This window comes from Streptomyces sp. NPDC098789 (assembly GCF_044759975.1).
In the GTDB taxonomy this organism is placed as follows: Bacteria; Actinomycetota; Actinomycetes; order Streptomycetales; family Streptomycetaceae; genus Streptomyces.
The window spans coordinates 1-23,458 of record NZ_JBIWAJ010000018.1; the positions used below are offsets into that span (position 1 = coordinate 1).

At 72.9% G+C, this 23,458-nt stretch carries 24 protein-coding genes; 8 read left to right on the forward strand and 16 right to left on the reverse strand.

Annotated features, from left to right (window positions below):
• Positions 1-159: 159 nt before the first annotated feature.
• The 3 genes from ACIQWR_RS30565 to ACIQWR_RS30575 are packed head-to-tail and all read right to left on the reverse strand — an operon-like array spanning position 160 to position 2,058.
• Positions 160-936: a DUF3710 domain-containing protein gene (locus tag ACIQWR_RS30565; protein WP_404016119.1), complete on the reverse strand. Its 777-nt coding sequence runs from the start codon at positions 934-936 to the stop codon at positions 160-162.
• A gap of 1 nt (position 937) precedes the next feature.
• On the reverse strand, positions 938-1,474 hold the full coding sequence (gene dut / locus ACIQWR_RS30570) for a dUTP diphosphatase (RefSeq protein WP_399261703.1): 537 nt from the start codon (positions 1,472-1,474) through the stop codon (positions 938-940).
• On the reverse strand, positions 1,474-2,058 hold the full coding sequence (locus tag ACIQWR_RS30575; RefSeq protein ID WP_404016122.1) for a PaaI family thioesterase: 585 nt from the start codon (positions 2,056-2,058) through the stop codon (positions 1,474-1,476). The genes dut and ACIQWR_RS30575 overlap by 1 nt, the downstream gene beginning before the upstream one ends.
• 58 nt (positions 2,059-2,116) lie before the next feature.
• Between ACIQWR_RS30575 and ACIQWR_RS30580 the strand changes: the two genes are divergently transcribed.
• On the forward strand, positions 2,117-2,572 hold the full coding sequence (locus tag ACIQWR_RS30580) for a DUF3093 domain-containing protein (protein ID WP_404016125.1): 456 nt from the start codon (positions 2,117-2,119) through the stop codon (positions 2,570-2,572).
• Between the two features lie 72 nt (positions 2,573-2,644).
• Here the strand turns inward: ACIQWR_RS30580 and ACIQWR_RS30585 are convergent, their stop codons facing one another.
• The 4 genes from ACIQWR_RS30585 to ACIQWR_RS30600 all read right to left on the reverse strand — a co-directional run bounded on the left by ACIQWR_RS30585 (position 2,645) and on the right by ACIQWR_RS30600 (position 6,163).
• Positions 2,645-3,565 (reverse strand): hypothetical protein, encoded by a 921-nt coding sequence (locus tag ACIQWR_RS30585; RefSeq protein WP_404016128.1) that lies wholly within the window; start codon positions 3,563-3,565, stop codon positions 2,645-2,647.
• A gap of 11 nt (positions 3,566-3,576) precedes the next feature.
• Positions 3,577-3,873, reverse strand: coding sequence for a DUF4193 domain-containing protein (locus tag ACIQWR_RS30590; RefSeq protein WP_283449648.1), 297 nt, complete (start codon positions 3,871-3,873; stop codon positions 3,577-3,579).
• 383 nt (positions 3,874-4,256) lie between these two features.
• Positions 4,257-5,504, reverse strand: coding sequence for a sensor histidine kinase (locus ACIQWR_RS30595; protein WP_399261711.1), 1,248 nt, complete (start codon positions 5,502-5,504; stop codon positions 4,257-4,259).
• A gap of 5 nt (positions 5,505-5,509) precedes the next feature.
• Positions 5,510-6,163: a response regulator transcription factor gene (locus ACIQWR_RS30600; protein ID WP_404016131.1), complete on the reverse strand. Its 654-nt coding sequence runs from the start codon at positions 6,161-6,163 to the stop codon at positions 5,510-5,512.
• Between the two features lie 247 nt (positions 6,164-6,410).
• On the opposite strand from ACIQWR_RS30600, the gene ACIQWR_RS30605 reads away from it, so the two are divergent.
• A complete protein-coding gene (locus ACIQWR_RS30605; protein ID WP_399261715.1) occupies positions 6,411-6,590 on the forward strand; it encodes a hypothetical protein in 180 nt (59 codons plus the stop codon).
• A gap of 152 nt (positions 6,591-6,742) precedes the next feature.
• Here ACIQWR_RS30605 and ACIQWR_RS30610 read toward each other — a convergent pair whose 3' ends face one another.
• A complete protein-coding gene (locus tag ACIQWR_RS30610; RefSeq protein WP_404016133.1) occupies positions 6,743-7,549 on the reverse strand; it encodes an inositol monophosphatase family protein in 807 nt (268 codons plus the stop codon).
• A 10-nt stretch (positions 7,550-7,559) separates the two neighbouring features.
• On the reverse strand, positions 7,560-8,747 hold the full coding sequence (locus ACIQWR_RS30615; RefSeq protein ID WP_404016136.1) for a ferrochelatase: 1,188 nt from the start codon (positions 8,745-8,747) through the stop codon (positions 7,560-7,562).
• A 171-nt stretch (positions 8,748-8,918) separates the two neighbouring features.
• Between ACIQWR_RS30615 and ACIQWR_RS30620 the strand changes: the two genes are divergently transcribed.
• Complete coding sequence (locus ACIQWR_RS30620) at positions 8,919-10,202, forward strand: MFS transporter (protein WP_404016139.1); 1,284 nt, start codon at positions 8,919-8,921, stop codon at positions 10,200-10,202.
• On the forward strand, positions 10,123-11,481 hold the full coding sequence (locus ACIQWR_RS30625) for a D-arabinono-1,4-lactone oxidase (protein ID WP_404016142.1): 1,359 nt from the start codon (positions 10,123-10,125) through the stop codon (positions 11,479-11,481). Before ACIQWR_RS30620 ends, ACIQWR_RS30625 begins: the two co-directional genes overlap by 80 nt.
• 7 nt (positions 11,482-11,488) lie before the next feature.
• Here ACIQWR_RS30625 and ACIQWR_RS30630 read toward each other — a convergent pair whose 3' ends face one another.
• A complete protein-coding gene (locus ACIQWR_RS30630; RefSeq protein WP_404016145.1) occupies positions 11,489-12,493 on the reverse strand; it encodes a hypothetical protein in 1,005 nt (334 codons plus the stop codon).
• Positions 12,494-13,021: 528 nt separating this feature from the next.
• On the opposite strand from ACIQWR_RS30630, the gene sepH reads away from it, so the two are divergent.
• Complete coding sequence (gene sepH / locus ACIQWR_RS30635) at positions 13,022-14,059, forward strand: septation protein SepH (RefSeq protein WP_399261727.1); 1,038 nt, start codon at positions 13,022-13,024, stop codon at positions 14,057-14,059.
• A gap of 545 nt (positions 14,060-14,604) precedes the next feature.
• Here the strand turns inward: sepH and ACIQWR_RS30640 are convergent.
• Entirely contained in the window at positions 14,605-15,471 is an 867-nt protein-coding gene (locus ACIQWR_RS30640; protein ID WP_404016147.1) for a sulfurtransferase, read from the reverse strand.
• A 182-nt stretch (positions 15,472-15,653) separates the two neighbouring features.
• Here ACIQWR_RS30640 and ACIQWR_RS30645 point away from each other — a divergent pair, with 182 nt between their 5' ends.
• Positions 15,654-16,442, forward strand: coding sequence for a VOC family protein (locus ACIQWR_RS30645; RefSeq protein ID WP_404016150.1), 789 nt, complete (start codon positions 15,654-15,656; stop codon positions 16,440-16,442).
• On the opposite strand, the gene ACIQWR_RS30650 is transcribed toward ACIQWR_RS30645, so the two are convergent.
• The gene (locus tag ACIQWR_RS30650; protein ID WP_404016152.1) at positions 16,408-17,280 is read right to left on the reverse strand and encodes a hypothetical protein; all 873 of its coding nucleotides are present in this window, start codon (positions 17,278-17,280) and stop codon (positions 16,408-16,410) included. The two genes, ACIQWR_RS30645 and ACIQWR_RS30650, sit on opposite strands and share 35 nt — an antisense overlap.
• Before the next feature lie 109 nt (positions 17,281-17,389).
• On the opposite strand from ACIQWR_RS30650, the gene ACIQWR_RS30655 reads away from it, so the two are divergent.
• Together ACIQWR_RS30655 and ACIQWR_RS30660 are read left to right on the forward strand one after the other, a co-directional pair.
• Positions 17,390-18,016, forward strand: coding sequence for a TetR/AcrR family transcriptional regulator (locus ACIQWR_RS30655; RefSeq protein WP_404016155.1), 627 nt, complete (start codon positions 17,390-17,392; stop codon positions 18,014-18,016).
• A 44-nt stretch (positions 18,017-18,060) separates the two neighbouring features.
• The gene (locus tag ACIQWR_RS30660) at positions 18,061-19,611 is read left to right on the forward strand and encodes an MFS transporter (protein ID WP_404016158.1); all 1,551 of its coding nucleotides are present in this window, start codon (positions 18,061-18,063) and stop codon (positions 19,609-19,611) included.
• Between the two features lie 66 nt (positions 19,612-19,677).
• Here ACIQWR_RS30660 and ACIQWR_RS30665 read toward each other — a convergent pair whose 3' ends face one another.
• From ACIQWR_RS30665 to ACIQWR_RS30680, 4 genes are all read right to left on the reverse strand, one after another.
• Complete coding sequence (locus ACIQWR_RS30665; RefSeq protein WP_404016161.1) at positions 19,678-20,781, reverse strand: zinc-binding dehydrogenase; 1,104 nt, start codon at positions 20,779-20,781, stop codon at positions 19,678-19,680.
• Positions 20,781-21,593 carry a phytanoyl-CoA dioxygenase family protein gene (locus ACIQWR_RS30670; protein ID WP_404016164.1) on the reverse strand — a complete coding sequence of 271 codons (813 nt, stop codon included), beginning with the start codon at positions 21,591-21,593 and terminating at the stop codon, positions 20,781-20,783. The genes ACIQWR_RS30665 and ACIQWR_RS30670 overlap by 1 nt, the downstream gene beginning before the upstream one ends.
• Before the next feature lie 74 nt (positions 21,594-21,667).
• The gene (locus ACIQWR_RS30675) at positions 21,668-22,441 is read right to left on the reverse strand and encodes an SDR family NAD(P)-dependent oxidoreductase (protein WP_404016167.1); all 774 of its coding nucleotides are present in this window, start codon (positions 22,439-22,441) and stop codon (positions 21,668-21,670) included.
• 1 nt (position 22,442) lies between these two features.
• Positions 22,443-23,420: a TauD/TfdA dioxygenase family protein gene (locus ACIQWR_RS30680; RefSeq protein ID WP_404016170.1), complete on the reverse strand. Its 978-nt coding sequence runs from the start codon at positions 23,418-23,420 to the stop codon at positions 22,443-22,445.
• Positions 23,421-23,458 lie beyond the last annotated feature (38 nt).

Here is a 23,458-nt window from a genome sequence, read left to right on the forward strand (position 1 = left end):
GGGCTCTGGTGCGGGCTGGTGGCGCCTTAATCCGCGCATTTGCCCGCCCAGCCGGCCACCCCGGCCGCCCCCGGGGGGGGGGCGGCCCGCCGGGGGCGGGGGGGGGGGCCCCCCCCCCCGGGGGGGCGCCCCACGGCCGTGAACGCGTCTGCCGGGTGCTCAGCGGACCTCGGTGATCTCCGGTCCGCGCTCCAGCTGGCCCATGCCACCGGAGAAGCGCGAGCCCTCCTGCTCCTCCGTCTGCACGCCGTCCGGCACCATCTGGGCGTCGTTCGGCAGCTTCAGGACGATCGGGTCGCGCGGGGCCATCGGGCCCTCGCCGCGCACCACGACGGTGTCGCGGAAGATCTGCTCCAGCACCCCGGCGGCCTCGGGGCGCACCGCGCCCTGGCCGGAAATCACACCGCGCAGGAACCAGCGCGGACCGTCGACGCCGACGAAGCGGACCAGCTGGGCGCCGGTCTGGCCGTCCGGCAGCGGAACCGGGACCTGCGCGCGCAGCTCCCAGCCCAGCGGGCCCTGGACCTCGTCGATGATGCCGCCCTGGGCCGTGATGCCCGCGCCGATCTCCTCGCGGACCTCGCCCCAGATGCCTTCCTTCTTGGGCGCCGCGAAGGCCTGCAGCTGCACCGCGCTGTCGTGCAGCACGACGGTCGCGGCGACGATCGCGTCCCCGGCGACCTCGACGCGCAGTTCCATGCCCTCGACACCCGGTACGAGGATGCCGCCGAGGTCGACCCGGCCCTCGGCGGGAGCCGAGACCTCGGAGTCGTCCCAGGGGCCGTCCGGACGCGGGGCCGGCGGCAGGTTCAGCCTGCGCGGCGCGCTCGCGGCGGAGTCGTCGGCGACGTCCTGGCCCTCGGCCCCGATGCCGTCGACCTGCTCGGCCGCGCTCCCGTCATTGACGGAGTCGTTCTTCTTGCGACGTCCGAACACGTCACTGTCCTTCCCGGTCGGTAACGACCGAAGCGTAGCCATTCCCACCCTGCTGACCAGCGCCGGTTCCGGCCACGGCCGCATGACCACCGGTGGAGCCGAAACCCCCCTCGGCCCGCGCCGAGCCGGGAAGTTCCGCCACCTCGTGGAAGCGCACCCTCTCGACCCGCTGGACAACCAGCTGGGCAATGCGGTCGAAACGCTCGAACCGTACGCTCTCGCGCGGGTCGAGATTGACCACGATCACCTTGATTTCCCCACGGTACCCGGCATCCACCGTCCCCGGGGCATTCACGAGGGCGAGCCCGCAGCGTGCGGCCAGCCCGGAGCGCGGGTGCACGAAGGCGGCGTAGCCGTCGGGCAGCGCGATGGACACGCCGGTGGGCAGCACCGCGCGCTCGCCGGGAGCCAGTTCCGCGGCCTGCGTGGTCACAAGGTCGCAGCCCGCGTCACCGGGGTGACCGTAGGCGGGCAGGGGCACCTCGGGGTCGACGCGGCGGATCAGCACGTCGACGGGCGCGAAGGAGTTCTGGGACATCAGGGGTTCACCTCGAAGGCGCGGGCGCGCTTGGCCTGGTCCGGGTCGGCCATCGCCGCCCGGATCTCCTCGGGTCGTCCGTTGTCGATGAAGTGGTCGACCTTGACCTCGATGAACAGGGCCTCGGCACGGACCGCCACCGGACCCTGCGGGCCGCCTATCCGACCGACGGCCGTGGAGTAGATCTTCCGTCCCGCGACGGCCGTGACCTCGGCCTCCAGGTACAGCACGGTGTCCACGGGCACGGGCCGCACGAAGTCGGTCTCCAGCCGCCCGGTCACCGCGATCACGCGCAGCAGCCAGTTCAGGGAGCCGAGGGTCTCGTCGAGCGCCGTGGCGAGCACGCCGCCGTGGGCCAGGCCCGGGGCGCCCTGGTGTGCGGGCTTGACGGTGAACTCGGCGGTGACCCGCACGCCCTCGCCGGCCCTGGCCTCCAGGTGGAGCCCGTGCGGCTGCCCTCCGCCACAGCCGAAGCAGTGCTCGTAGTGCGCGCCGAGGAGCTCGCCGGGCGGCGGGGCATCGGGGTGCCGCACCGGCGCCGTGGCATCGGCGGGAGGTGTCAACGCTGTGTTTCGTCCACTCACAGGCGCAGACCTTACCCGCGCCACCGGCCACGGGTCGCCCCGTGCCAAGCTTGGAGGCATGCAGCTCTCCCCCGCGCACCACGACGAACGACTGACCGCCCCCCGCGCCTGGTGGGCCATCTCCGTATTGCTGGGTCTGTCGTGCGCGCTGATGTTGCTGCCGCTCGGCACCCTGCCGCTGTTGGCGGGGCTGGTCGGCGGAACGGCGCTGGCCGGGGCGTGGGTGAGCTCGTACGGGTCCGCCCGCGTCCGCGTGGTGAACGGCGCGCTGAGCGTCGGGGACGCGCGGATCCCGGTCTCGGCCCTGGGCGAACCCGAGGTGCTGGACGCCGAGGAGGCGCTCGCCTGGCGGACGCACAAGGCCGATGCCCGCGCCTTCATGCTGATGCGCAGCTACGTGCCGACGGCGGTCCTCGTGGAGGTCACCGACCCCACGGACCCGACGCCGTACGTGTACGTCTCGACGCGGGAGCCGGAAGCACTGGCGGCGGCCCTGCGCGCGGCCCGCTCCTAGTTCGCGGGGCCGGCCGGCGCGACCCGACGGGTCGCCTCGGTCGGCACAGGAATCCCGGTGGCCCCGGGCGCCTCAGCCGTGCGGCCGTTCTCCGGGACCCTCAAGGGCGGCCCTGGTGGCCTCGGGAAGGGGCTGGAGGGGCTGCTCCAGGGGCGGCAACTGTGCGAGCGCGCTCCAGAGCACGGCGCGGCTCCGCAGGTCGCTGCGGACCTTCTCGGCGAGTTTGCGGGTATCGCGGCGGTTCATCACCGCGCCGACGGCCGCGCCGACCATGAAGGGCATGAGGTTCGGCAGGTTCCGCACCATCCGCTTCATGATCTGCTGGCGCAGCTCGCGCTTCATCTGACCGCCGAGGGCGGCATTGAGCGTGGTGGGCCGGGAGAGGTCCACGCCCCGCTCCTCCGTCCACGCCGTGAGGTAGCCGAGGCTGCGCTCCTTCAGCGTGCCGGGCGGCCGCAGGCCGTAGACCTCGTGGAGCTCGGCGATCAGTTTGAACTCGATCGCCGCGACTCCGGTGATCTCCGCGGCCAGTTCCGCCGGCATGGCGGGCGGCACGGGCAGCATCGCCGCCGCACCGATCCCCGCGCCGACGGTCGAGCTGGCGTTGGCGGCGCCCGCGATCAGCTTGTCGGCAAGCTGATCGGGACCCAGGTCCGGGAACTGCGCGCGCAGTGTCGCGAGGTCCCGCACCGGAACGCGCGGGGCGTTCTCGATGATCCGGTCGGTGATGAAGAGGGCCGCGGCCCTGACTCCCTCACCGCCCTTGCGCACCCCGTCCTTGACGGCGCGCAGCCGACGGGCCGTGGCGGCTCGCCGCGGCTCTTCGGCAGCCTCCGTGGCCGAGGGCTCAAGTCCTCCGGCCCCGGAGGGCAAGGCGGGCACGCCGGGCGCTTCGGGACCCGTTGCCGGGTCCGTGGCTCCCTCGTGCGTTTCCACCGGATCATCATGCTGTTTTCGCAGGCGGAGCCTGCGAAAAGGCGTCGAGCCCGTCACGGCCGACGCTCCTAGTCGCAGTCGCGACAGATCGGCTGGCCGTTCTTCTCCCGCGCCAGCTGGCTGCGGTGGTGCACCAGGAAGCAGTTGGTGCAGGTGAACTCGTCGGCCTGCTTGGGCAGGACCCGGACGGCCAGCTCCTCGTTGGAGAGGTCCGCACCGGGGAGCTCCATGCCCTCCGCGGCGTCGAAGTCGTCGACGTCGACGGTCGAGGACGACTTCTCGTTACGACGAGCCTTCAGCTCTTCGATGCTGTCGTTGTCGACGTCGTCGTCCGTCTTGCGTGGGGTGTCGTAGTCCGTTGCCATTTTTCGCTCTCCCCCTCTGGGATTTAGCGGTGTCTCAGCGCACGTAACGCGCGAGAGGCCGGACTTGTGCCCGACCTGAGGCGGAGATTTTGCCTCACATCAAGGTCTGTTACTCAATCGACACCCAGCTGCTCGCCATGGGCGGCGTTCAGCTGGGATGACGACCGGGACCGTACACGGTCCGGGGGTCGCCGTGCACAAGCGCCACCCCGTGTATTTCCCGCCATCAGGGGGGCCGGAAACCCGGACTTCCCGGGCTTTCCGGCCGCCCCAGGGGTCACCGAACGTACAAGGACCCCCACTCGGCACTGTGATCGATCACACAGAATCCACCCCCGTGGCCGCTCTTTCATTCAGCCAAGAGCGAACATGGGCATGAAGTCTCAGATCGGCAAAGTGACACGCATCACGAGGCCACCGCCCTCGCGCGGCTCCGCGTGGATGCGGCCGCCGTGCGCCCGGGCGACCGAGCGCGCGATGGAAAGGCCGAGTCCGACCCCCTTGTCGCTGCCCGTGCGCTCGGTGCGCAGCCGCCGGAACGGCTCGAAGAGGTTGTCGATCTCGTACGCGGGAACCACGGGACCCGTGTTCGAAACCAGGAGCACCGCCTGGCCGTGCTGCACCTCGGTGGTGACCTCGACCCAGCCGCCCTCCGGCACGTTGTAGCGGACCGCGTTCTGCACCAGGTTGAGGGCGATCCGCTCCAGGAGCACGCCGTTGCCCTGTACGACCGCCAGCGCGCGCTCGCCGCGGATCTCCACGCCCTTGCCCGCCGCCTCGACGCGCGCCTGGTCCAGGGCCCGGGAAGCGACCTCCGCGAGGTCCACCGGCTTGCGCTCGATGATCTGGTTGTCGCTGCGGGCGAGCAGCAGCAGGCCCTCCACGAGCTGCTCGCTGCGCTCGTTGGTGGCCAGCAGCGTCCGGCCGAGCTGTTGGAGCTCCACCGGCGCTCCCGGGTCGGAGAGGTGCACCTCCAGCAGGGTCCGGTTGATCGCGAGCGGGGTCCTCAGCTCGTGCGAGGCGTTGGCGACGAAGCGTTGCTGGGCGGTGAACGCCCGCTCCAACCGGTCGAGCATCTCGTCGAAGGTGTCGGCCAGCTCCTTCAGCTCGTCGTCGGGCCCGTCGAGCTCGATCCGCCGGGTCAGGTCCGAGCCGACCACGCGCCGCGCGGTCCGGGTGATCTTGCCGAGCGGCGACAGCACCCGGCCGGCCATCGCGTAGCCGAAGGCGAACGCGATGATGCTGAGGCCCAGCAGGGCCATCAGCGAACGGCTGAGCAGGTCGTCCAGCGCGTGCTTGCGCTGGACGTTGACGCACTCGGTGATCACCTGGTTGAAGCGGTCGAGCGACTGCTCGATCGACTGCACGCCGGGACATGTGCTGCTGGAGACCTCGACCTTCGTCCCGCCCACGATCTTGAAGGGGAGGCCGTTGCCCTCCCGCAGGGCCTGGGCGGCCAGCAGGTAGATGATCGACAGCAGCAGGATGCCCGCGATCAGGAACATGCCGCCGTAGAGCAGCGTGAGGCGTATGCGGATCGTCGGCCTGAGCCAAGGGAAGGGACCCTCGGGCTGGCCGGGGTCCCAGGTCGGTTTCGGTGGCGCCGATGGCGGCGCCGGAGACGAGGCCATCCTCATCAGATCCGGTATCCGGAGCCCGGCACGGTCACGATGACGGGCGGCTCGCCGAGCTTGCGGCGCAGCGTCATGACGGTCACCCGCACGACGTTGGTGAAGGGGTCGGTGTTCTCGTCCCAGGCCTTCTCCAGCAGCTGCTCCGCGGACACCACGGTGCCCTCGCTGCGCATCAGGACCTCCAGCACCGCGAACTCCTTCGGCGCCAGCTGCACCTCCTTGCCGTCGCGGAACACCTCGCGCCGGTTCGGGTCCAGCTTGATGCCGGCCCGCTCCAGGACGGGCGGCAGCGCGACGGTCGTACGCCGACCCAGCGCGCGCACCCGGGCGGTCAGCTCCGCGAACGCGAACGGCTTGGGCAGGTAGTCGTCGGCGCCCAGTTCCAGACCCTCGACCCGGTCGCTGACATCGCCCGAGGCGGTCAGCATGAGCACGCGGGTGGGCATGCCCAGCTCGACGATCTTGCGGCAGACGTCGTCGCCGTGCACGAGCGGGAGGTCCCGGTCCAGCACCACGACGTCGTAGTCGTTCACACCGACGCGCTCGAGGGCGGCCGCGCCGTCGTACACGACGTCCACCGCCATGGCCTCGCGGCGCAGTCCGGTGGCCACCGCATCGGCGAGCAGCTGCTCGTCCTCGACGACGAGTACGCGCACGTCGTTTCCTTCCTCCGAGCCCTTCAGGGCACACGTGTATTGCGTCGTCCATCCTGCCCCTTTCAGCCGTAAACCGGCTGTAAGGCGCCCCTGAGCCGCTCCGGCGGGGGATCGCCGGGGATTCCCCGGCCTGACGAGGTTTCTGCGCCCAGGGTGCCGGGGAGGACGTCAGCACACCCCGATCACTCCATGCCAGTGGCGCGCCTCGTGCTCGCCGCCGCCGACCCACGAAGAAGGGGCGTATCCCATGGACGCATTCACCGCGGGTCTCCTGCAGCGCATCAGGAGCACGCAGACGGACCTCAGGCAGGCCCGCGAGGCGGGCGACGACTTCCTCGCGGAGGTCGAGCAGGCCGAGCTGGAAGACCTCCAGCGCCTCGCCGCCGAACACGGCGTGCAGGTACAGGTCTCCGCCTCCGCCGCCTGACCGACCCACCGGCCCCCGACCCGCACCCCCTCCGACCGTCCCGTCCGGCCCCGGCGCGCTCCGCGCCGGGGCCGGACGGCGTTCGGCGGGCACGGTTCAGCCGGCAGGGTCCGGTCGGCGGCGTTCGGTCGGCGCGGTCCGGTCGGCACGGTTCAGTCGTGCCACGCCCCCGCCGCGTCGAGCAGCGGCTGGAGCGAGGCGAACACGGCCGGCGATCCGGCCACGGCGAGCTCCCCGGAGGCCGGCTGCCCCGGGCGGCCGCCCGTCAGGGCCCCCGCCTCGCGGGCGATCAGGTCCCCCGCCGCCAGGTCCCAGGGGTTCAGCCCGCGCTCGTAGTAGGCGTCGAGCCGCCCCGCGGCGACGTCGCAGAGGTCCAGCGCCGCCGACCCGGCCCGCCGGATGTCCCGGACCAGCGGCACGATCTGCCGGGCCACCTCCGCCTGGTGCGCGCGCCGCGTCTGGACGTACGCGAACCCGGTCGCCACCAGGGCCTGGTCCAGCGGTGCTGCCGGCCGGCACGACAGTCGGGCGCCGCCCGTCCAGGCCCCGCCGCCGCGCACCGCGTGGTAGGTCTCGCCCCGCATCGGGGCCGCCACCACGCCCACGACCGTCTCGCCCCGGTACTCGGCGGCGATCGAGACCCCCCAGCTGGGCAGGCCGTAGAGATAGTTCACGGTCCCGTCCAGCGGGTCCACGACCCACCGGACCCCACTGGTGCCGGGCGTGTCCGCGCCCTCCTCGCCGAGGATCCCGTCCGCGGGCCGGCGCTCCGCGAGGAGCCCGGTGATCAGCTTCTCCGCCGCGATGTCCATCTCGGTGACGACGTCGATCGGGCTGGACTTGGTCGCGGCCACCGCCAGGTCGGCCGGGCGGCCGTCCTTGAGGAGCGCGCCGGCGCGCCGCGCGGCCTCCAGGGCCAGCTCCAGCAGTTCGTCGAGGTCGAGCAGGGGGTCGCTCACATCGGGCTCCTCACGCGTCCGCGTACGGACTGTCGGCGCCCGCGGCCGCGGGCCTGGGCGCGCGCGCCGGGCAGCAGCCCACCGCGCACAGGTCGTGGCTCGGTCCGAGCAGTCCGAGCGCGCAGCGCTCCACCGGCTCGCCCCGCTCCCCGGCCGCCCGCTCCAGCACCAGCTCGCGCACGGCGGCCGCGAAGCGCGGATCGGCGCCCACGGTGGCCGACCGGGCCACCGGGAGTCCCAGCTCCGCCGCCTTGGCGGTGGCCTCCGTGTCGAGGTCGTACAGGACCTCCATGTGGTCGGAGACGAAGCCGATGGGCACCATCACCACCGCCGGGGCGCCGGCCCCGTGGAGGGCCTCCAGGTGGTCGCAGATGTCCGGTTCCAGCCAGGGCGTGTGCGGGGCGCCGCTGCGCGACTGGTAGACGAGCTGCCAGGGCCGCTCGACCCCGGTCCCGGCCCGTACCGCGTCCGCGATCACGCGGGCGACGTCCAGGTGCTGCTTGACGTACGCGCCGCCCTCGCCGTCCTGCGTGTGGTCCGCGACCGGGCCCGAGGCATCGGCGGCGGAGTCCGGGATGGAGTGGGTGGTGAAGGCCAGGTGGGCGCCCGCGCGGGACTGCGGCGGCAGCGACTCCAGCGCGGCGAGCACCCCGTCGATCATGGGCTGCACGAAGCCCGGGTGGTTGAAGTAGTGCCGCAGCTTGTCCACCCGGGGCCGCTCCAGGCCCTCCGCTTCGACCTTGGCGAGCGCGTCGGCGAGGTTCTCGCGGTACTGCCGGCACCCGGAGTACGAGGCGTAAGCGCTGGTGGCGAGCACCGCGACGCGGCGGCGCCCGTCGACGGCGATCTCACGCATCACGTCATCCAGGTACGGCGCCCAGTTCCGGTTGCCCCAGTAGACCGGCAGGTCCAGGCCGTGCTCGGCGAAGTCCTTGCGCAGCGCGTCGAGCAGCTCGCGGTTCTGCCCGTTGATCGGGCTGACCCCGCCGAAGCCGAAGTAGTGCTTGCCGACCTCCTTCAGCCGCTCGCGCGGGATGCCGCGTCCGCGGGTGACGTTCTCCAGGAAGGGCACCACGTCGTCCGGGCCCTCCGGGCCACCGAAGGACAGCAGCAGCAGGGCGTCGTAGGGCGCGGCGGGGCCGGCGGGCGCGGGCCCGGTACCGGTGGGGCGGGCGGCGGCGGGGTGCTGGTCTGACATGCCTCGAATCCTGCCACCCGCCCTCGGCGCCCGGGAAACGACCTCGCCCGTCGGCCCCGCCGCGCCCCGCGGCTAAGGTCAGCCTAAGTTGTCCCTTTTGATTCCCCCTGCGGGTACCGCACCAACGGTCGTAACCTGTATGGGCCAGCGACGTCCCTTACGGAGGGCCCCTTGCCCAGTCCCTACCGCGCGCTCTTCGCCGCCCCCGGCAGCAAGGGGTTCAGCGCTGCCGGCTTCATAGGCAGGATGCCGCTGTCCATGGTGGGCGTCGGCATCCTCACGATGATCTCCGAGATCACCGGGCGGTACGGGCTCGCCAGCGCGCTCACCGGCACCCTCGCCCTCTCCGCCGCCGCGGTCGGACCCCAGGTCTCCAAACTGGTCGACCGGCACGGCCAGCGCCGGGTGCTGCGCCCCGCCACCCTCTTCGCGGTCGTCGCCGTGACCGGGCTGCTGCTGGCCGCGGCGAACGGCTGGCCGGACTGGACCCTCTTCGTCTTCTCCGCCCTCGCGGGCTGCGTGCCGAGCGTGGGTTCGATGATCCGCGCGCGCTGGACGGTGATCTACCGGGACACCCCGAGCCTGCACACCGCGTACTCCTTCGAGTCCGTGGTCGACGAGATCTGCTTCATCTTCGGCCCGATCATCGCCATCGGCCTGTCCACCACCTGGTTCCCGGAGGCGGGCCCGCTGCTCGCCGCGGTCTGCCTGCTGGTGGGCGTGTGGTGGCTGACGGCGCAGCGCGCCACCGAGCCCGAGCCGCACCCGCACGACGAGCACACCGACCGGACCTCCGCCCTGCGCTCCCCCGGGCTCCAGGTGCTGATGGGCACCTTCGTCGCGACGGGGGCGATCTTCGGTTCGATCGACGTGGCCACCCTGGCCTTCGCGGACGAGCGGGGGCACAAGCCCCTCGCCAGCGTGATCCTGGCCGTCTGGGCGCTCGGTTCCTGCCTCGCGGGCATCACCTTCGGCCTGCTGCACCTCAAGGGCAAGGCCGAACGCAGGTGGGTGCTGGGCATTTGTGCGATGGCCGTGAGTATGATCCCCCTCCTACTGGCCGGGAACCTTCCGTTTCTGGCCGTGGCGCTCTTCGTTTCGGGTCTCGCCATCGCTCCCACGATGATCACCACGATGGCCCTGATCGAGGCGCACGTACCGCGCGCGAAGCTGACCGAGGGGATGACCTGGATCAGCACCGGACTCGCGGTCGGTGTCGCGGTCGGCTCCTCCGTGGCCGGCTGGGTCATCGACGCCTCCGGGGCGCGCAGCGGCTACGTCGTCTCCATCGCGGCGGGGGGCGCCGCGGCGGCGGTGGCGTTCGCGGGTTACCGCCGGCTGACGAGGCCGGCGCAAGGGGAGGAGCCCTCTAGCGATGGCGGACACACCGACGGCGCGGGCAGCAGGCAGGAGCGGACCGGGCAACAGCACGGCACCGACCGCAGCGTGGCGTAACTGGGCGGGCAACGTCCGCGCGACACCCGCCCGTGTCGTGACCCCGACCTCGGTCGGGGAGCTCCAGGAGGCGGTCCGCCGGGCCGCCTCGGACGGGCTGCGGGTGAAGGCGGTCGGCACCGGCCACTCCTTCACCTCGGCCGCCGCCACCGACGGCGTCCTGATCCGCCCGCAGGCCCTGACCGGGATCCGGGAGATCGACCGGGCCGCCGGGACGGTCACGGTGGCGGCCGGCACGGCCCTCAAGGACCTCAACCTCGCCCTGGCGCGGGAGGGCCTCTCGCTCACCAACATGGGCGACATCATGGAGCAGACCGTCTCCGGGGCGACCAGCACCGGCACCCACGGCACCGGCCGGGACTCCGCCTCGCTCTCCGCGCAGATCCGCGCGCTGGAGCTGGTCACGGCGGACGGCCGCCTGCTGACCTGCTCGGAGAAGGAGAATCCGGAGATATTCGCGGCCGCCCGGCTCGGCATCGGCGCGCTGGGCGTCCTCACCTCGCTCACCTTCGCCGTGGAGCCGCTGTTCTTCCTGACGGCCCGCGAGGAGCCGATGCCCTTCGACCGGGTGACCTCCGAGTTCGAGCAGCACTTCGCGGAGAACGAGCACTTCGAGTTCTACTGGTTCCCGCACACCGGCAACTGCAACACCAAGCGCAACAACCGCAGCCAGGGCCCCGCCGCCCCGCCCGGCGCGGTCAGCGCCTGGGTCGAGGACGAGTTGCTCTCCAACGGGATCTTCCAGGCCGTCAACTCCCTGGGCCGCGCGGTCCCCGCGGCGATCCCCGGCATCGCCCGGATCGCCAGCCGCGCCCTGTCGGCGCGCACCTACACGGACATCCCGTACAAGGTGTACACGAGCCCCCGCCGGGTGCGCTTCGTCGAGATGGAGTACGCCCTTCCGCGCGAGCGCGTCGTGGAGGCGCTGCGGGAGCTGAAGGCGATGGTCGACCGCTCGGGTCTGCGGATCAGCTTCCCGGTGGAGGTGCGCACGGCCCCGGCGGACGACATCACCCTGTCGACCGCCTCGGGCCGCGACAGCGCGTACATCGCGGTGCACATGTACAAGGGCACGCCCTACCACGCCTACTTCACCGCCGCCGAGCAGATCTTCACGGCGCACGGCGGGCGTCCGCACTGGGGCAAGGTGCACACGCGGGACGCGGAGTACTTCTCGCGGGTCTACCCGCGCTTCGGGGAGTTCACCGTGCTCCGGGACCGACTGGACCCGGAGCGGGTGTTCGCCAACGACTACCTGCGGCGCGTACTGGGCGACTGACCCGGGGTCAGGAGGGGTTCGCCCCGTCCGCGCCGCCCCGCGGCGTGGACTTCTCCGGGCTCGGCGTGGACTTGGAGGGCGTCGGCGTCGGCGTCGGGTCCTTGGACCGCGAGGGGTCGGGGCTCGGCGACGGGCCGGAGGAGTGCGAGGGGCTCGGTTCGGGGCTGGGGCCCTGGCCCCCGTGGGACCGGGACGGGCTCGGCGAACTCCCGGCCCCGGGGCCCTCGTCGTGCCGGCGCTCCCCGGCACCCGGGCTGCGCTGCCCGTCCGGGGCCGCGGGCGCGTCCTGCTTCTTGTCGCCGCCCCCGGAGCCGCTGGTCACCGCGGTGTACAGGGGCCGGTCGGAGACCGAGTTGCCGGAGAGCGCCTCGTACGCCGCGATGCCGCCCAGCGAGATGGCGAAGGCGGTGCCCGCGGCGACCGCCGTGCGCTTCCAGCCACGGACCCGGGTGCCGTGGACGGTCCCCCCGGTGAACTCCTCGTCCGGCGGGGCCCCCGGTCCGATGGCGGGCATGACGGTGGTGGGCACCCCGCCCGGCCCGACGGCGGGCATGACGGTCGTGGGCACCCCGCCCGGCCCGACGGCCGGCATCACGGTGGTGGGCACCCCGCCCGGCCCGGCCGCGGGCATCACGGTGGTGGCGTCGCCGTCACCGACCGCTCCGCCCACGGGTCCGGGACCGCGCCCGTCGCCCGCCCCGCCGTAGGCGTCCCCGTCCAGGACGGGCACCTGCCGCGCCCGGGGCCGGGTGGTCTCGCGCAACTGGTCGCCGGTGCGCCGGAAGAGATGGCCGATCACCGGGCCGCCCGCGGTGGCGACCACGCTGACCACGCCCGCGCCCAGGATCGTCCCGTACACGCCGAGCTTCGACGCGAGGAGCGCGGCCGCGACGGTGGCCAGGGAGGAACCCGCCACCTGAGCCGCACTCAGATCCAGCTTCTTCTTCTCCGGCGGCTCCACACCCCCGATCGACTCCAGCGTCTCCATGCCCTGCGTCGTCTTGTGACCCATCCCCATCCTCTGCGTGCCCGGACCCCGTCCGTTTCAGTGCTTCCAGCAGTTACTGACACCCGAGCGAAACGGATAGTTCCATTTCTGGTGATTCTGTGAAGCAAGACACCTGAAACCGGGCGGAGGTCCAGGCACGTACGGAAGTACGGCCTTTCAACTCCCCCCGCCCTGGACAAGTTCGGCGGCGCGGCGGTCCACCCGCATGGCCCGAATGGAGTACTGTGGCGAGCCCTGGGGCCGTCCTTCCTTTCGGATGTCCGGACTCGGGAGAGGGGGCCGACAGGTGCAGAATCGGCGCTCGAAACCGGCAATGCCACGGAATCTCACGGATTCCTGATGCGCAGAGTGACTGACCGGTCACTGTGTGTGGCCAACAGGTAACCGTGCCATAACGGCGATCAAGGGCGCATGCCCGACACGCCGGATGAACTCGGCAAGGTTGTGGCAGGCTGCACCCGGGCAGGCCACACTCGACTAGCGGAAGCAGCGACGCACGTGACGTCGGCAGGCACCACCCGGGAGGTCCCCATGCCCGAACTGCGTGTCGTGGCCGTCTCCAATGACGGCACACGACTGGTGCTCAAAGCTGCGGACAGCACGGAGTACACCCTTCCGATCGATGAGCGGCTGCGGGCAGCCGTGCGCAACGACCGCGCGCGCCTGAACCAGATCGAGATCGAGGTGGAGAGCCACCTCCGCCCCCGCGACATCCAGGCCCGGATACGAGCCGGTGCCTCCGCGGAGGAGGTCGCTCAACTCGCGGGCATCCCCGTCGACCGGGTACGCCGCTTCGAGGGCCCCGTGCTCGCGGAGCGCGCGTTCATGGCCGAGCGGGCCCGGAAGACCTCCGTGCGACGTCCCGGCGAGAACACGAACACCGGACCCCAGCTCGGCGAGGCCGTGCAGGAGCGGCTGACGCTGCGCGGGGCCGACAAGGAATCCGTCCAGTGGGACTCCTGGCGCCGCGACGACGGCACCTGGGAGGTCCTGCTGGTCTACCGGGTGGCGGCCGAACCGCACTCCGCGAGCTGGACCTACGATCCTCCGCGCCGCCTGGTCGTGGCCGTGGACGACGAGGCCCGCTCGCTGATCGGCGAGTCGGACGACCTGCCGGCGACGCCGGAGCCGAGCTTCCCCTTCGTGCCGAGGATCGCGCGGCTGCCGCGGGACCGGCCGCTGGACCGCGCCCTGGACCGGCAGCTGGAGCGGCCGGCGCCGCCGCCCCCGCCGGAGCCGGAGGAGGAGCGGGACTCGCTCACCAGCCTGTTGGAGGCGGTGCCGAGCTTCCGGGGCGACCTGGTCGTGCCGGAGCGTCCATCCGCCGTCGAACCGCCGGAGCCGGACGAGCCGGTGACGGAGCAGCCGCCCGCCGCTTCGGCGAGCACGGGTGCGGGGGCCGCGTACGCGGACGTCCTGATGCCGCGGACCGTGGCGGGGCACCGGGACCGGTTGACGGGCACGACGGACCGCCAGGCCGAGGCCGACGGCGTCCGACCCGGCCGTCGCGCCGCCGTCCCGAGCTGGGACGAGATCGTCTTCGGCACCCGCCGCAAGAAGCAGGAGTAGCCCCCGCCCCAAACACCGGCGAGGCTCGCTGGGCCCCGACAGACCGTCCGGGCCCAGCGCCCCGCCACTCGGCCGCCCGCGGCTCACCGGGCCTCCGGCGGCGCCTCAAACGCCGGCGAGGCTCGATGGGCCGGGATCCCCTCGGACCCCGACCCCTCCGAACCCCACCACGATGAGGCCACGCCCACCAAGCCCCGCCCCCATTCGCCACACGGCCGGGGCGCACCGAATCAAGCCCCGCCAGGGGTAGGCCGACGCACAGCGGGCGTGCCCATTCAAGCCCCGCCGGCGTTTGAGGCGCCGCCGGAGGCACCCCGGCGCACAGCCCGGACACACCCACTCAAGCCCCGCCGCAGGCAGGCTGCCGCGCAGCCGGGGCGCGCCCATTCAAGCCCCGCCGGCGTTTGAGGCGCCGCCGGAGGCAGGGCGGCGGCCGGCCAGGCCCGCACCCCGACGCACAGCCGGGGCGCGCTCGCCGGGCCCCGACGGCGCTCGCGGCGCAGCCGGGGCACCCCCGCCGAGCCCCGCCGGGACCCGGCGGGGGGTCACTGCGGGGTCGGGCCCGTGGCCACCGGGCGGGCGGGGTCCGCGGACCACTGCGACCAGCTGCCCGCGTACAGCGCGGCCCCGATCCCCGCCACCTCCAGCGCCAGCACCTCGTGCGCCCCGGACACCCCCGACCCGCAGTACACGCCGACCGCCACCCCCTCCTCGGCCGCGCCCAACCCCGCGAACCGCGCCCGCAGCGCGTCCGGGGCCAGGAACAGCCCGTCCGCCCCCACGTTCTCCGAGGTCGGCGCCGACAGCGCCCCCGGAATGTGCCCCCCGACCCGGTCGATCGGCTCGACGTCACCCCGGTAGCGCTCCCCCGCCCGCGCGTCCAGCAGCACTCCGGCCCTGGCCAGCGCCGCCGCCCCGTCGGCGTCCAGCAGCCCCGGCCCGCCCTCCGCACCCGGGTTTGGCTTGAAATCACCCTCAACCGGCGCCGACTCCTCGGCCGTCACCGCACCCCCGGCCGCCGTCCACGCGCCCAGTCCCCCGTCCAGGACCCGGACGTCCCCGTGACCCGTCCAGCGCAACAGCCACCACGCACGGGCGGCGGCCCAGCCCTGACCCCCGTCGTACACGACCACCGGCGTCCCGGCCGAGACCCCGGCCCGCCGCATCACCGCTCCGAAGGCCTCCGGATCCGGGAGCGGGTGCCGACCACCCGACCCCGCGGGACCTGCGAGTTCTTGATCGAGATCGACGTACACCGCACCGGGCAGGTGCCCGGACGCGTAGGCGTCGCGCAGCCGGGGGCCACCGAGCTGCCACCGCACGTCGAGGAGGACCGGTGGCCGGCCCCCCGCCAGTTCGGCCATCAACGCGGACGCGGAGAGGATCGCGGAGTTCACGGGCTTCACAGTCATGCGGGCCATCCTCCCCCCACCCGGTCGGCCCACGTAACAAGCCGGACATCGACGGGCCGTGGTGTTTCGGTCATCTCTGTCGCAGCACCCGGAAAAGCGGCCCGGTCGGGGCGCGCGAGCGTGCCGCGGGTGGAAACATCAGCCCCGACACGGGGCGCGGTACGACGGAGGAGAAACCTGACATGACCGAGGCAGCGGGAGCGACGCGGCGCACTCCCGGCACACCGTGCTGGGTGAGCCTGATGGTGCACAGCCTCGGAACCACCGAGGACTTCTACGCCGAGCTGTTCGGCTGGGAGTACGCCCCGGGCCCGGCGCAACTCGGACCGTACGTCCGGGCGCTGCTGGACGGCCACGAGGTGGCGGGCATGGGCGAGATGCCGCCGGACCGCCAGCTCCCGGTGGCCTGGACGACGTACCTCGCCACGGACGACGCCGACGCGACGGCGGAGGCCATCCGCGCCTGCGGCGGCACGGTCGCGGTCGGGCCGCTCGACGCGGGCGCCGCCGGCCGGGTCGCGATCTGCTCGGACCCGGCGGGCGCGATCTTCGGCATCTGGCAGGCCGAGGGCCACATGGGCGCGGGGACCGCCGGCGGCCCCGGTACGCCGATGTGGAACGAGCTGATCACCCAGGAGACGCTGACCGTCGGCAAGTTCTACGAGACGGTCTTCGGTCACGACGGCGAGGCCGCGGACGAACCCGACCTCGACCGCCTGACCCTGCACCTGCACGGACGCCCGGTCGCCTCGGTGCACGGCGTCGGCCGCGCGCTGCCCCACGAGCGCGGCGCGCACTGGATGACCTTCTTCGAGGTCGCCGACCCCGACGCGGCCGTGGCGCGGGTCGTGGAGCTGGGCGGCCGGGTGCTCGACGCACCGCACGACGCCCCGCTCGGCCGGCTCGCGCTGGTCGCGGACCCGGAGGGCGCGGTCTTCAGCCTCGTCCGGCGGGGCGCGTCCGCGAGCTGAGCCCGGGCGCGGTCCGCCCCAGGGCGACGCGCAGGGTGATCCCGTACCGCACCCGCAGGCGGCGCAACTCCCAGCCGGACAGGGCGGTCACCGACAGCGGCGGCCCGAGCAGGAACAGGATCCGGACCGGGATCGGGGCGTCGACGGGCCCGTCGTCGAAGACCTGCACGACGGCCAGCCCCCACACCAGGACGGGTGAGATCAGCGGCGGCAGCACCTCGTGGACGTCGGCCGTGCGGAAGGCGTGGTGCACGGCGAGCGCGGCCGACGCGAGGGTGAAGGGGACGGAGAAGAGCGCGAGGAACCCGAGGATCGGGGCCAGCAGCATGCCGAGCGCACTGGCCCCGAACATCGTGTTCACCAGCCCCTGTTGGAGCACTCCGGCCCAGAACACCAGGGCGCTGGCGAGGAGTACGCCCAGCGAGATCAGCGGCCCGCGCAGCCTGCGCCGGTAGAAGGCCGGGCCGGGCGGCCGCGCGGAGAACACGAACGCACCGATCATGAGCGGGGCGAGCACCAGCAACAGGCCGGCGCTGATGATCAGTTCGACCAGCCGCTCCTCCAGCAGGCCCTTGGCCGAGTCCTTGACCGGGTAGGAGTAGAGCAGCCAGAACGTGGCGAACAGCCCGATGAGCGAACGGGCGATCTGGGCCCGTTCGATGGCAGGGTCCACGAGCCGGTCGGGTCGGGTGGGCCGGTGGACCCGCCCCGCGAGGTGGAACGGCAACAGCAGGAAGCCGACGCACCCCCGCCGCCGCCCGCCAACGGGTCCGCCGCCGTTGCCCTGCCCCTGTCTCTGTCTCTGCCCCTGGCCCTGTCCGCCCGCGTACGCGCTCACGCGTCCCCCGCCCCCCGTGCCGTGATGATCACCGCATGATAGGTCGGCCGTCGCACCGTCAGAAACATTCGATACACCGTGTATTAAGTACGTGATGTATCGTTCCCGCGTGGCTCCCTCCAAGACTGCTTCCAGCGATCCCGCCCGGCCGCCCCGCCGGCGCGTCCACACCCGAGCGCGGCTGTTGGACGCCGCCGCTCAGGTGCTGGTCGAGCGGGGGTACGCGAAGACCACCATCGAGGACGTGTGCGCGGCGGCCGGTTACACCCGGGGCGCCTTCTACTCCAGCTTCGAGAGCAAGCAGGACCTCGTCCTCGCCCTGTTCGACCGTCATTCCGCGCACCGGCTGGACCAGTTGGAGGACCTGCTGACCGAGCCCGCTCCGGGAGCGGCCCGGCGGATCGGGGAGCTGCTCCTGGCGGTCGGCCCCGACGAGCGGGGCTGGATCCTGCTCTTCCTGGAGTTCCGGCTCGACGCGGCCCGCAGTCCGGAGCTGAGCGCGCGGCTCCACGAGCACGACCGGGCCGTCACCGGGGCCCTCGCGGCCCTCCTGGAGCGCAGCGGCACGAGTGCCGGCGCGCAGAGCCTGGCCACCTTCCTGCTCGCTTCCCGCGAGGGCATCCTCGCCCGGACCGCCACCGGCGGACCGGGTAGTGACGAGGCGCTGGGCGCCGCCGTCGACGTACTCGCCGAGCTGCTGCCCACCCTGCTCCCCTCGCTGAACCCGGCGCCCTGAGCCACCCCCGTCCACCCCGGCCGCCCGGCCCACCGAGAGGCGTCATGCACGCACCCGCCCCGTCAGACCCGCAGTCGGACCCGCAGTCGGACCCGCAGCGTTGGAAGGCGCTGTTATTCATCGGCATGGCGCAGTTGATGGTCGTGCTCGACACGACCGTCGTGAACATCGCCCTGCCCTCGGCCCAGCACGACCTCGGCATCTCCGACGGCGACCGGCAGTGGGTGATCACCGCCTACTCGCTGGCCTTCGGCAGCCTGTTGCTCTTCGGCGGCCGCATCGCCGACCTCACTGGTCGCCGGCGCGCCTTCATCATCGGCCTGCTCGGCTTCGCGGGAGCCTCCGCGCTGGGCGGCCTCGCGACCGGCCCCGGGATGCTGCTCGGTGCGCGCGCCCTCCAGGGCGTCTTCGGCGCGCTGCTCGCCCCGGCCGCGCTCTCACTGCTCGCGATCACCTTCACCGAACCCAAGGAACGGGCGAAGGCCTTCGGGATCTACGGCGCGATCTCCGGCGCCGGCGGAGCCGTCGGCCTGATCCTCGGTGGTGTGCTCACCGAGTACCTGAACTGGCGTTGGGCGCTCTTCGTCAACATCCCCTTCGCCGCCCTGGCCGTCTTCGGCGCCGTCACCGTCGTGCGCGAGCCGACGGGCGCCCGCACAGGCGCCCGCCTGGACCTCCCCGGCGTCGCCCTGGCCACCCTCGGCCTGCTGTCCCTGGTGTACGGGTTCACCCGCGCCGAGTCGGACGGTTGGACCGCCCCCGTCACCCTCGCGCTCCTCGTCGCGTCCCTGCTCCTGCTTGGCGCATTCGTCCTGGTCGAGCGCAAGGTCCGGGTCCCGCTGCTGCCGCTGCGGGTGGTGACCGAACGCAATCGGGGCGGCATCTACCTGTCCCTGGGGCTGGCCGTCATCGGCATGTTCGGGCTCTTCCTCTTCCTGACCTACTACCTCCAGGTCGTGAAGCACTACTCGCCCGTCCTCACCGGATTCGCCTTCCTGCCCATGATCGTCGGCATGGTGATCGGGTCGACGCAGATCGGCACCCGGCTGATGACCCGCCTGCCGCCACGGCTGCTCATGGGGCCGGGCTTCCTGACCTCCGCCCTCGGCATCGCGCTGCTGACCCGGATCGAGGTGGACAGTTCGTACGCCGCCCTGATCCTGCCGGCGCAGGTGCTCCTCGGCCTCGGCATGGGCACGGCCTTCATGCCCGCGATGAGCCTGGCCACCCGCAGCGTGCGACCGCAGGACGCCGGCGTGGCCTCCGCCATGGTCAGTACGTCCCAGCAGGTCGGCGGCTCCATCGGCACGGCCCTGCTGAACACCATCGCGGCCGGTGCCACCACGAACTGGCTGGCCGAGCACGCCCGTTCCCCCGCGGACCGGGTCGCGCTGGCCGACGCGGCGGCCGTGCACGGTTACGCCGCCGCCATCTGGTGGGCGGTCGGCATCCTCGTCACGGCCGCGGTCGTCGCCTTCACCCTGATCGACGCCGGGCGCCAGAACGGCGGCTCCGGGTCAGGATCAGGCGCCGGACCAGGCGTCGGATCAGGCGTCGACAAGAGCGACGTCGCCCCGGTGGCGGTCAACCACTAGAAACGCGCGTGGAGCCGCCGGACGTCCCCCGGCGGCTCCACACCCACGGCAACGGATGTCACCGGCCTACTCGTTCGAGAGGACCGCCTTCATCACCGAGCCGTCCGCCACGGCCGCGAGCGCGGCCCGGTGGTCGTGCAGCGGGTAGGACGACACCAGGCTCGCCAGGTCGAAACGGGCCACGAGGGCGGGCAGCAGGCGCACGTACTCGACGAGGTGCGCGCCGGTGAACGCCCAGGATCCGACGACGTCGAGCTGCCGGTAGACGATCTGGTGCGGGTTGAGCAGGGTGTCCCCCGCGTCCGTGTACTGGCCGATCACCAGGTACGAGCCCCCGCGGCGCGCCATGGTGAGGCCCTGCGCGACGGCCGCGGGCACGCCCGCGCACTCGATGACGAGGTCGGCCCCCGCTCCCCCGGTCTCCGCGCGCACCCGCTCCAGGACGGCCTCGGGGCCACCGGGCCCGGTGACGTCGAGGTGTACGTCGCCGATGCCGGCGGCGGCCGCGAGGGCCAGGCGGCTGTCGGGGCCGCCCACGAGGATCACCTTGGCGGCCCCGGAGAGTTGGGCGAACGCGGCGGCGGCCAGGCCCACCGGGCCGCTGCCCTGGACCACGACCGTCTCGCCGAGCCGCACCGGCCGCCGCTCGTGGAGGGCGTGCACGACGGTCGGCCCCGCGCAGGCCAGGGACATGGCGGCGAGCGGGTCGATGCCCTCGTCGAGCCGCACGACGGTGGTGCCCGCTTGCAGGGCGATGAACTCGGCCCAGGCGCCCGAGAGTTCGGGGCCGTCGGTGGTGGAGCGGTTGACCCCGTAGGTGCGGCGGTTCTCGCACAGGGTCGGCTCGCGGTGCAGCCGGCACGGCACGCAGGAGCCGCAGGCGATCGAGGAGGCCCACATCACCGTGTCGCCGGCGCCCAGCGCGGCCCCGGTGGCGTCGTGCGCGGGGGCGCCCGGACCGAGCTCGTGGACGGTGCCGAGGCCCTCGTGGCCGAGGACCAGGGGGGTGGGGATCGGCAGGTGGCCCTGCTGGAGGTGGAGGTCGGTGCCGCAGATGCCGCCGTGGCGGCAGGCGACGATCATCCCGCCGGCCGGGGCGGGCGGGACCTCGTACTCCCGCAGCGCGAGCGGCCGGCCGAACTCCTCCAGGACGACCGCCTTGCCGCGCATCACGCCGACACCCCTTCGAGGGCGTCCAGGAAGGGGGCGTCGAGCACCCGCAGGGGCTCGGTGTCCCGGCACACGACGTAGTCGGGCCGCGGTTCACCGGACCAACTCGGCAGGTTCGTCGTGTCGTTGTAGGTGGTGATGAGCAGGCGCCGCGGGAAGGGCGACATGTTGGGCGCGGAGCCGTGCACGATCTCGGGCGAGAAGAAGACGAGGGAGCCCGCGGGGCCCTTGGGGCTGACCATGCCGCGCTCGGCGACCAGTCGGGACAGCTGCTCCGGGGTCAGCGCGATGTCGTCGGGGTCGAGGTGCTGGGCGGACCTGGCCCGCGTCGTGCGGCTGTCGCGCACCAGGCCGCCGCGGTGCGAGCCGGGCAGGAAGATCACGGGTCCGTTGAACTCGTCGACGGCGTCGAGGAAGACGCCCACGTTGACCTGGAGCGGGGCGGGCAGCTGGTCGGCGATGCGCCAGGCGACGTAGTCCTGGTGCCAGGACCACTTCTCGCCGCCGAAGGCCGGCTTGGCATTGATCTTGAACTGGTAGACGTACACGTCGTCCGTGAGCAACTGCCGTACCGGGCCCAGCACCCTGGGGTCCCGGATCAGCCCGGCGTACTCGGGCCGGCGGTGGTGCGAGGCGTACACGGCGCGCACCTCGTCGCCGGACTCCTCCCTGATCACCTGCGGGCCGCGGACCTCGCAGTCCCGCAGGAACGCGGCGCGCAGCCGCTCCACCTCGCTCTCGTCCAGCGCGGACTCCACGAGGAGGAATCCATCCTCGTGGTAGCGGGCGATCTGCTCTTCACTGAGAAGCATGGGTGTGTCTTCCTCCGTAGGTCGGTGGGTGGCAGTGTCGGTGGTGGCGGTACGGGGCAGGGGCGGGCCGGTGTTCAGCCCATGAAGTTGCCGCCGTCGACGATGAGTTGCTGGCCCGTGACGTAGCGGCCCGGACGGCCGACGAGGTATTCCAGCGCGTCGGCGACGTCCTCGACGGTGCCCAGCGTGCGCAAGGGGATCTCCCCGAGCACCCGGGCACGTCGCTCGGGCTCCGCCAGGCCGTACCGCTCGACCACCTCGGGGGTGTCGGTGAAGCCGGGGACGAGCGAGTTGACGCGGACCGCGGGGGCGAGCTCCAGCGCGAGGCACCGGGTGAAGTGCAGCAGACCCGCTTTGCTGGCGCAGTAGTTGACGCCGTTGGCCCGCGGCCGGATCCCGGTGGTCGCGCCGACGTTGACGATCGCGCCGCGGCCCGCCTTCACCATCGCCGGGGCGAGGGCCCGGGTCAGGTGGAACGGCCCGGACAGGTTGGTCGCCAGGACCTGGTCCCAGTCCTCGTCGCTGAGCTCCAGGAACGGCCGGTCCCGGTTGATCCCGGCGTTGTTCACCAGGACGTCGGGCGCGCCGTGTTCGGCGAGCAGCCGTTCGGACACGGCGCGCACCTGGTCGGGGCGGGTCATGTCGACCTGGTGGGTCTCGATCCGGCCCGCGCCGAGCGCGGCCGCCTCCCGCGCGGACCGGTGGTCGGCGCGGTACAGGGCGGCCACCCGGTGGCCGAGGTGCGCCAGCCGCAGGCTCAGGGCCAGGCCGATGCCCCGGGTGCCGCCGCTGACGACGGCCAGCGGCCCGGCCGTGCCGGAGACCGCCTCGTTCGTGTCGAAGGTCATGTCAGAACGGCCGGTCGCCCGCGATGGCCGTGCGGTCCGCGACCCGGCGGTCCGGGTGGTAGTCCGAGGTCGCGTAGTGCTGCACGGCGCGGTTGTCCCAGAAGGCGATGGACTTCGCCTCCCAGCGGAAGCGCACCTGGTACTCGGGGTACTCCAGCTGACGGAAGAGGTGACCGAGCAGCTCCTCGCTCTCGTCGGCCGGCAGGCCCGCGAGGTGCGTGGTGAAGATCGAGGTCAGGAACAGCGTCTTGCGCCCGGTCCGCGGATGGGTGCGCACCAACGGGTGCTCCACCGGCGGGTAGAGCGCCTGGAAGTGCGCGCGCTGCTCGTCGGTCATCAGCTCGCGGTAGTTCGCCGAGGGGGTGAAGTCGTTGACCGTCCTCAGTCCGTCGATGCGCGCCTTGGTGTCGTCGGAAAGGTTGTCGTAAGCGGCGGCCGCGTCCGTGAACAGCGTGTCGCCGCCGCCCCCGGGGGGCAGTTCCACCATGCGCAGGACGGCGCCCATGGGGGGCCGCTCGACCCACGGGAAGTCGTAGTGCCAGACGTTCTCGAAGCCGGGGTTCTGCTTGCCCTTCTCCAGCCGCACGACGTCCTCGCCGGTGCCCGCCGGCAGGAAGGGGTGGCCCTCGATGGCGCCCCACCGGGAGGCGAAGGCCCGCTGCTGCTCGGGGTCGAGGTCCTGGTCGCGGAAGAACAGCACCTTCCATTCGAGCAGGGCCCGGTCGAGCTCGGCGAAGACCTCGTCGCCCAGCGGGGTGCGCAGGTCGATGCCGTGGATCTCGGCGCCGATCAGCGGCCCCGACGGGCGCACCTCGACGTGCTCGTACGGGCCCCCGTCCTGGCCCTCGGCGAGCCTGCGCAGGAACCGCGGGCCGTGGTGGTCCGTCCGGCCCTCGATGCCGCGGCGGGCCAGCGAGCGTACGGCTGCCAACTCGGCGTCCGGGGCGGCCGTCTCGGGACGGGTCGGGGTGACGGTCATGCGGGGGACCTCCGGGTCCTCGGGGCGCGGGCGCGCGG

Excerpts from the sequence above, each read along its gene's own strand:
- dut (WP_399261703.1), bottom strand. The coding sequence starts at position 1,474 with ATGTCCCAGAACTCCTTCGCGCCCGTCGACGTGCTGATCCGCCGCGTC.
- ACIQWR_RS30580 (WP_404016125.1), top strand. The coding sequence starts at position 2,117 with ATGCAGCTCTCCCCCGCGCACCACGACGAACGACTGACCGCCCCCCGC.
- ACIQWR_RS30590 (WP_283449648.1), bottom strand. The coding sequence starts at position 3,873 with ATGGCAACGGACTACGACACCCCACGCAAGACGGACGACGACGTCGAC.
- ACIQWR_RS30595 (WP_399261711.1), bottom strand. The coding sequence starts at position 5,504 with ATGGCCTCGTCTCCGGCGCCGCCATCGGCGCCACCGAAACCGACCTGG.
- ACIQWR_RS30605 (WP_399261715.1), top strand. The coding sequence starts at position 6,411 with ATGGACGCATTCACCGCGGGTCTCCTGCAGCGCATCAGGAGCACGCAG.
- ACIQWR_RS30615 (WP_404016136.1), bottom strand. The coding sequence starts at position 8,747 with ATGTCAGACCAGCACCCCGCCGCCGCCCGCCCCACCGGTACCGGGCCC.
- ACIQWR_RS30625 (WP_404016142.1), top strand. The coding sequence starts at position 10,123 with ATGGCGGACACACCGACGGCGCGGGCAGCAGGCAGGAGCGGACCGGGC.
- ACIQWR_RS30630 (WP_404016145.1), bottom strand. The coding sequence starts at position 12,493 with ATGGGTCACAAGACGACGCAGGGCATGGAGACGCTGGAGTCGATCGGG.
- sepH (WP_399261727.1), top strand. The coding sequence starts at position 13,022 with ATGCCCGAACTGCGTGTCGTGGCCGTCTCCAATGACGGCACACGACTG.
- ACIQWR_RS30640 (WP_404016147.1), bottom strand. The coding sequence starts at position 15,471 with ATGACTGTGAAGCCCGTGAACTCCGCGATCCTCTCCGCGTCCGCGTTG.
- ACIQWR_RS30645 (WP_404016150.1), top strand. The coding sequence starts at position 15,654 with ATGACCGAGGCAGCGGGAGCGACGCGGCGCACTCCCGGCACACCGTGC.
- ACIQWR_RS30660 (WP_404016158.1), top strand. The coding sequence starts at position 18,061 with ATGCACGCACCCGCCCCGTCAGACCCGCAGTCGGACCCGCAGTCGGAC.
- ACIQWR_RS30665 (WP_404016161.1), bottom strand. The coding sequence starts at position 20,781 with ATGCGCGGCAAGGCGGTCGTCCTGGAGGAGTTCGGCCGGCCGCTCGCG.
- ACIQWR_RS30670 (WP_404016164.1), bottom strand. The coding sequence starts at position 21,593 with ATGCTTCTCAGTGAAGAGCAGATCGCCCGCTACCACGAGGATGGATTC.
- ACIQWR_RS30675 (WP_404016167.1), bottom strand. The coding sequence starts at position 22,441 with ATGACCTTCGACACGAACGAGGCGGTCTCCGGCACGGCCGGGCCGCTG.
- ACIQWR_RS30680 (WP_404016170.1), bottom strand. The coding sequence starts at position 23,420 with ATGACCGTCACCCCGACCCGTCCCGAGACGGCCGCCCCGGACGCCGAG.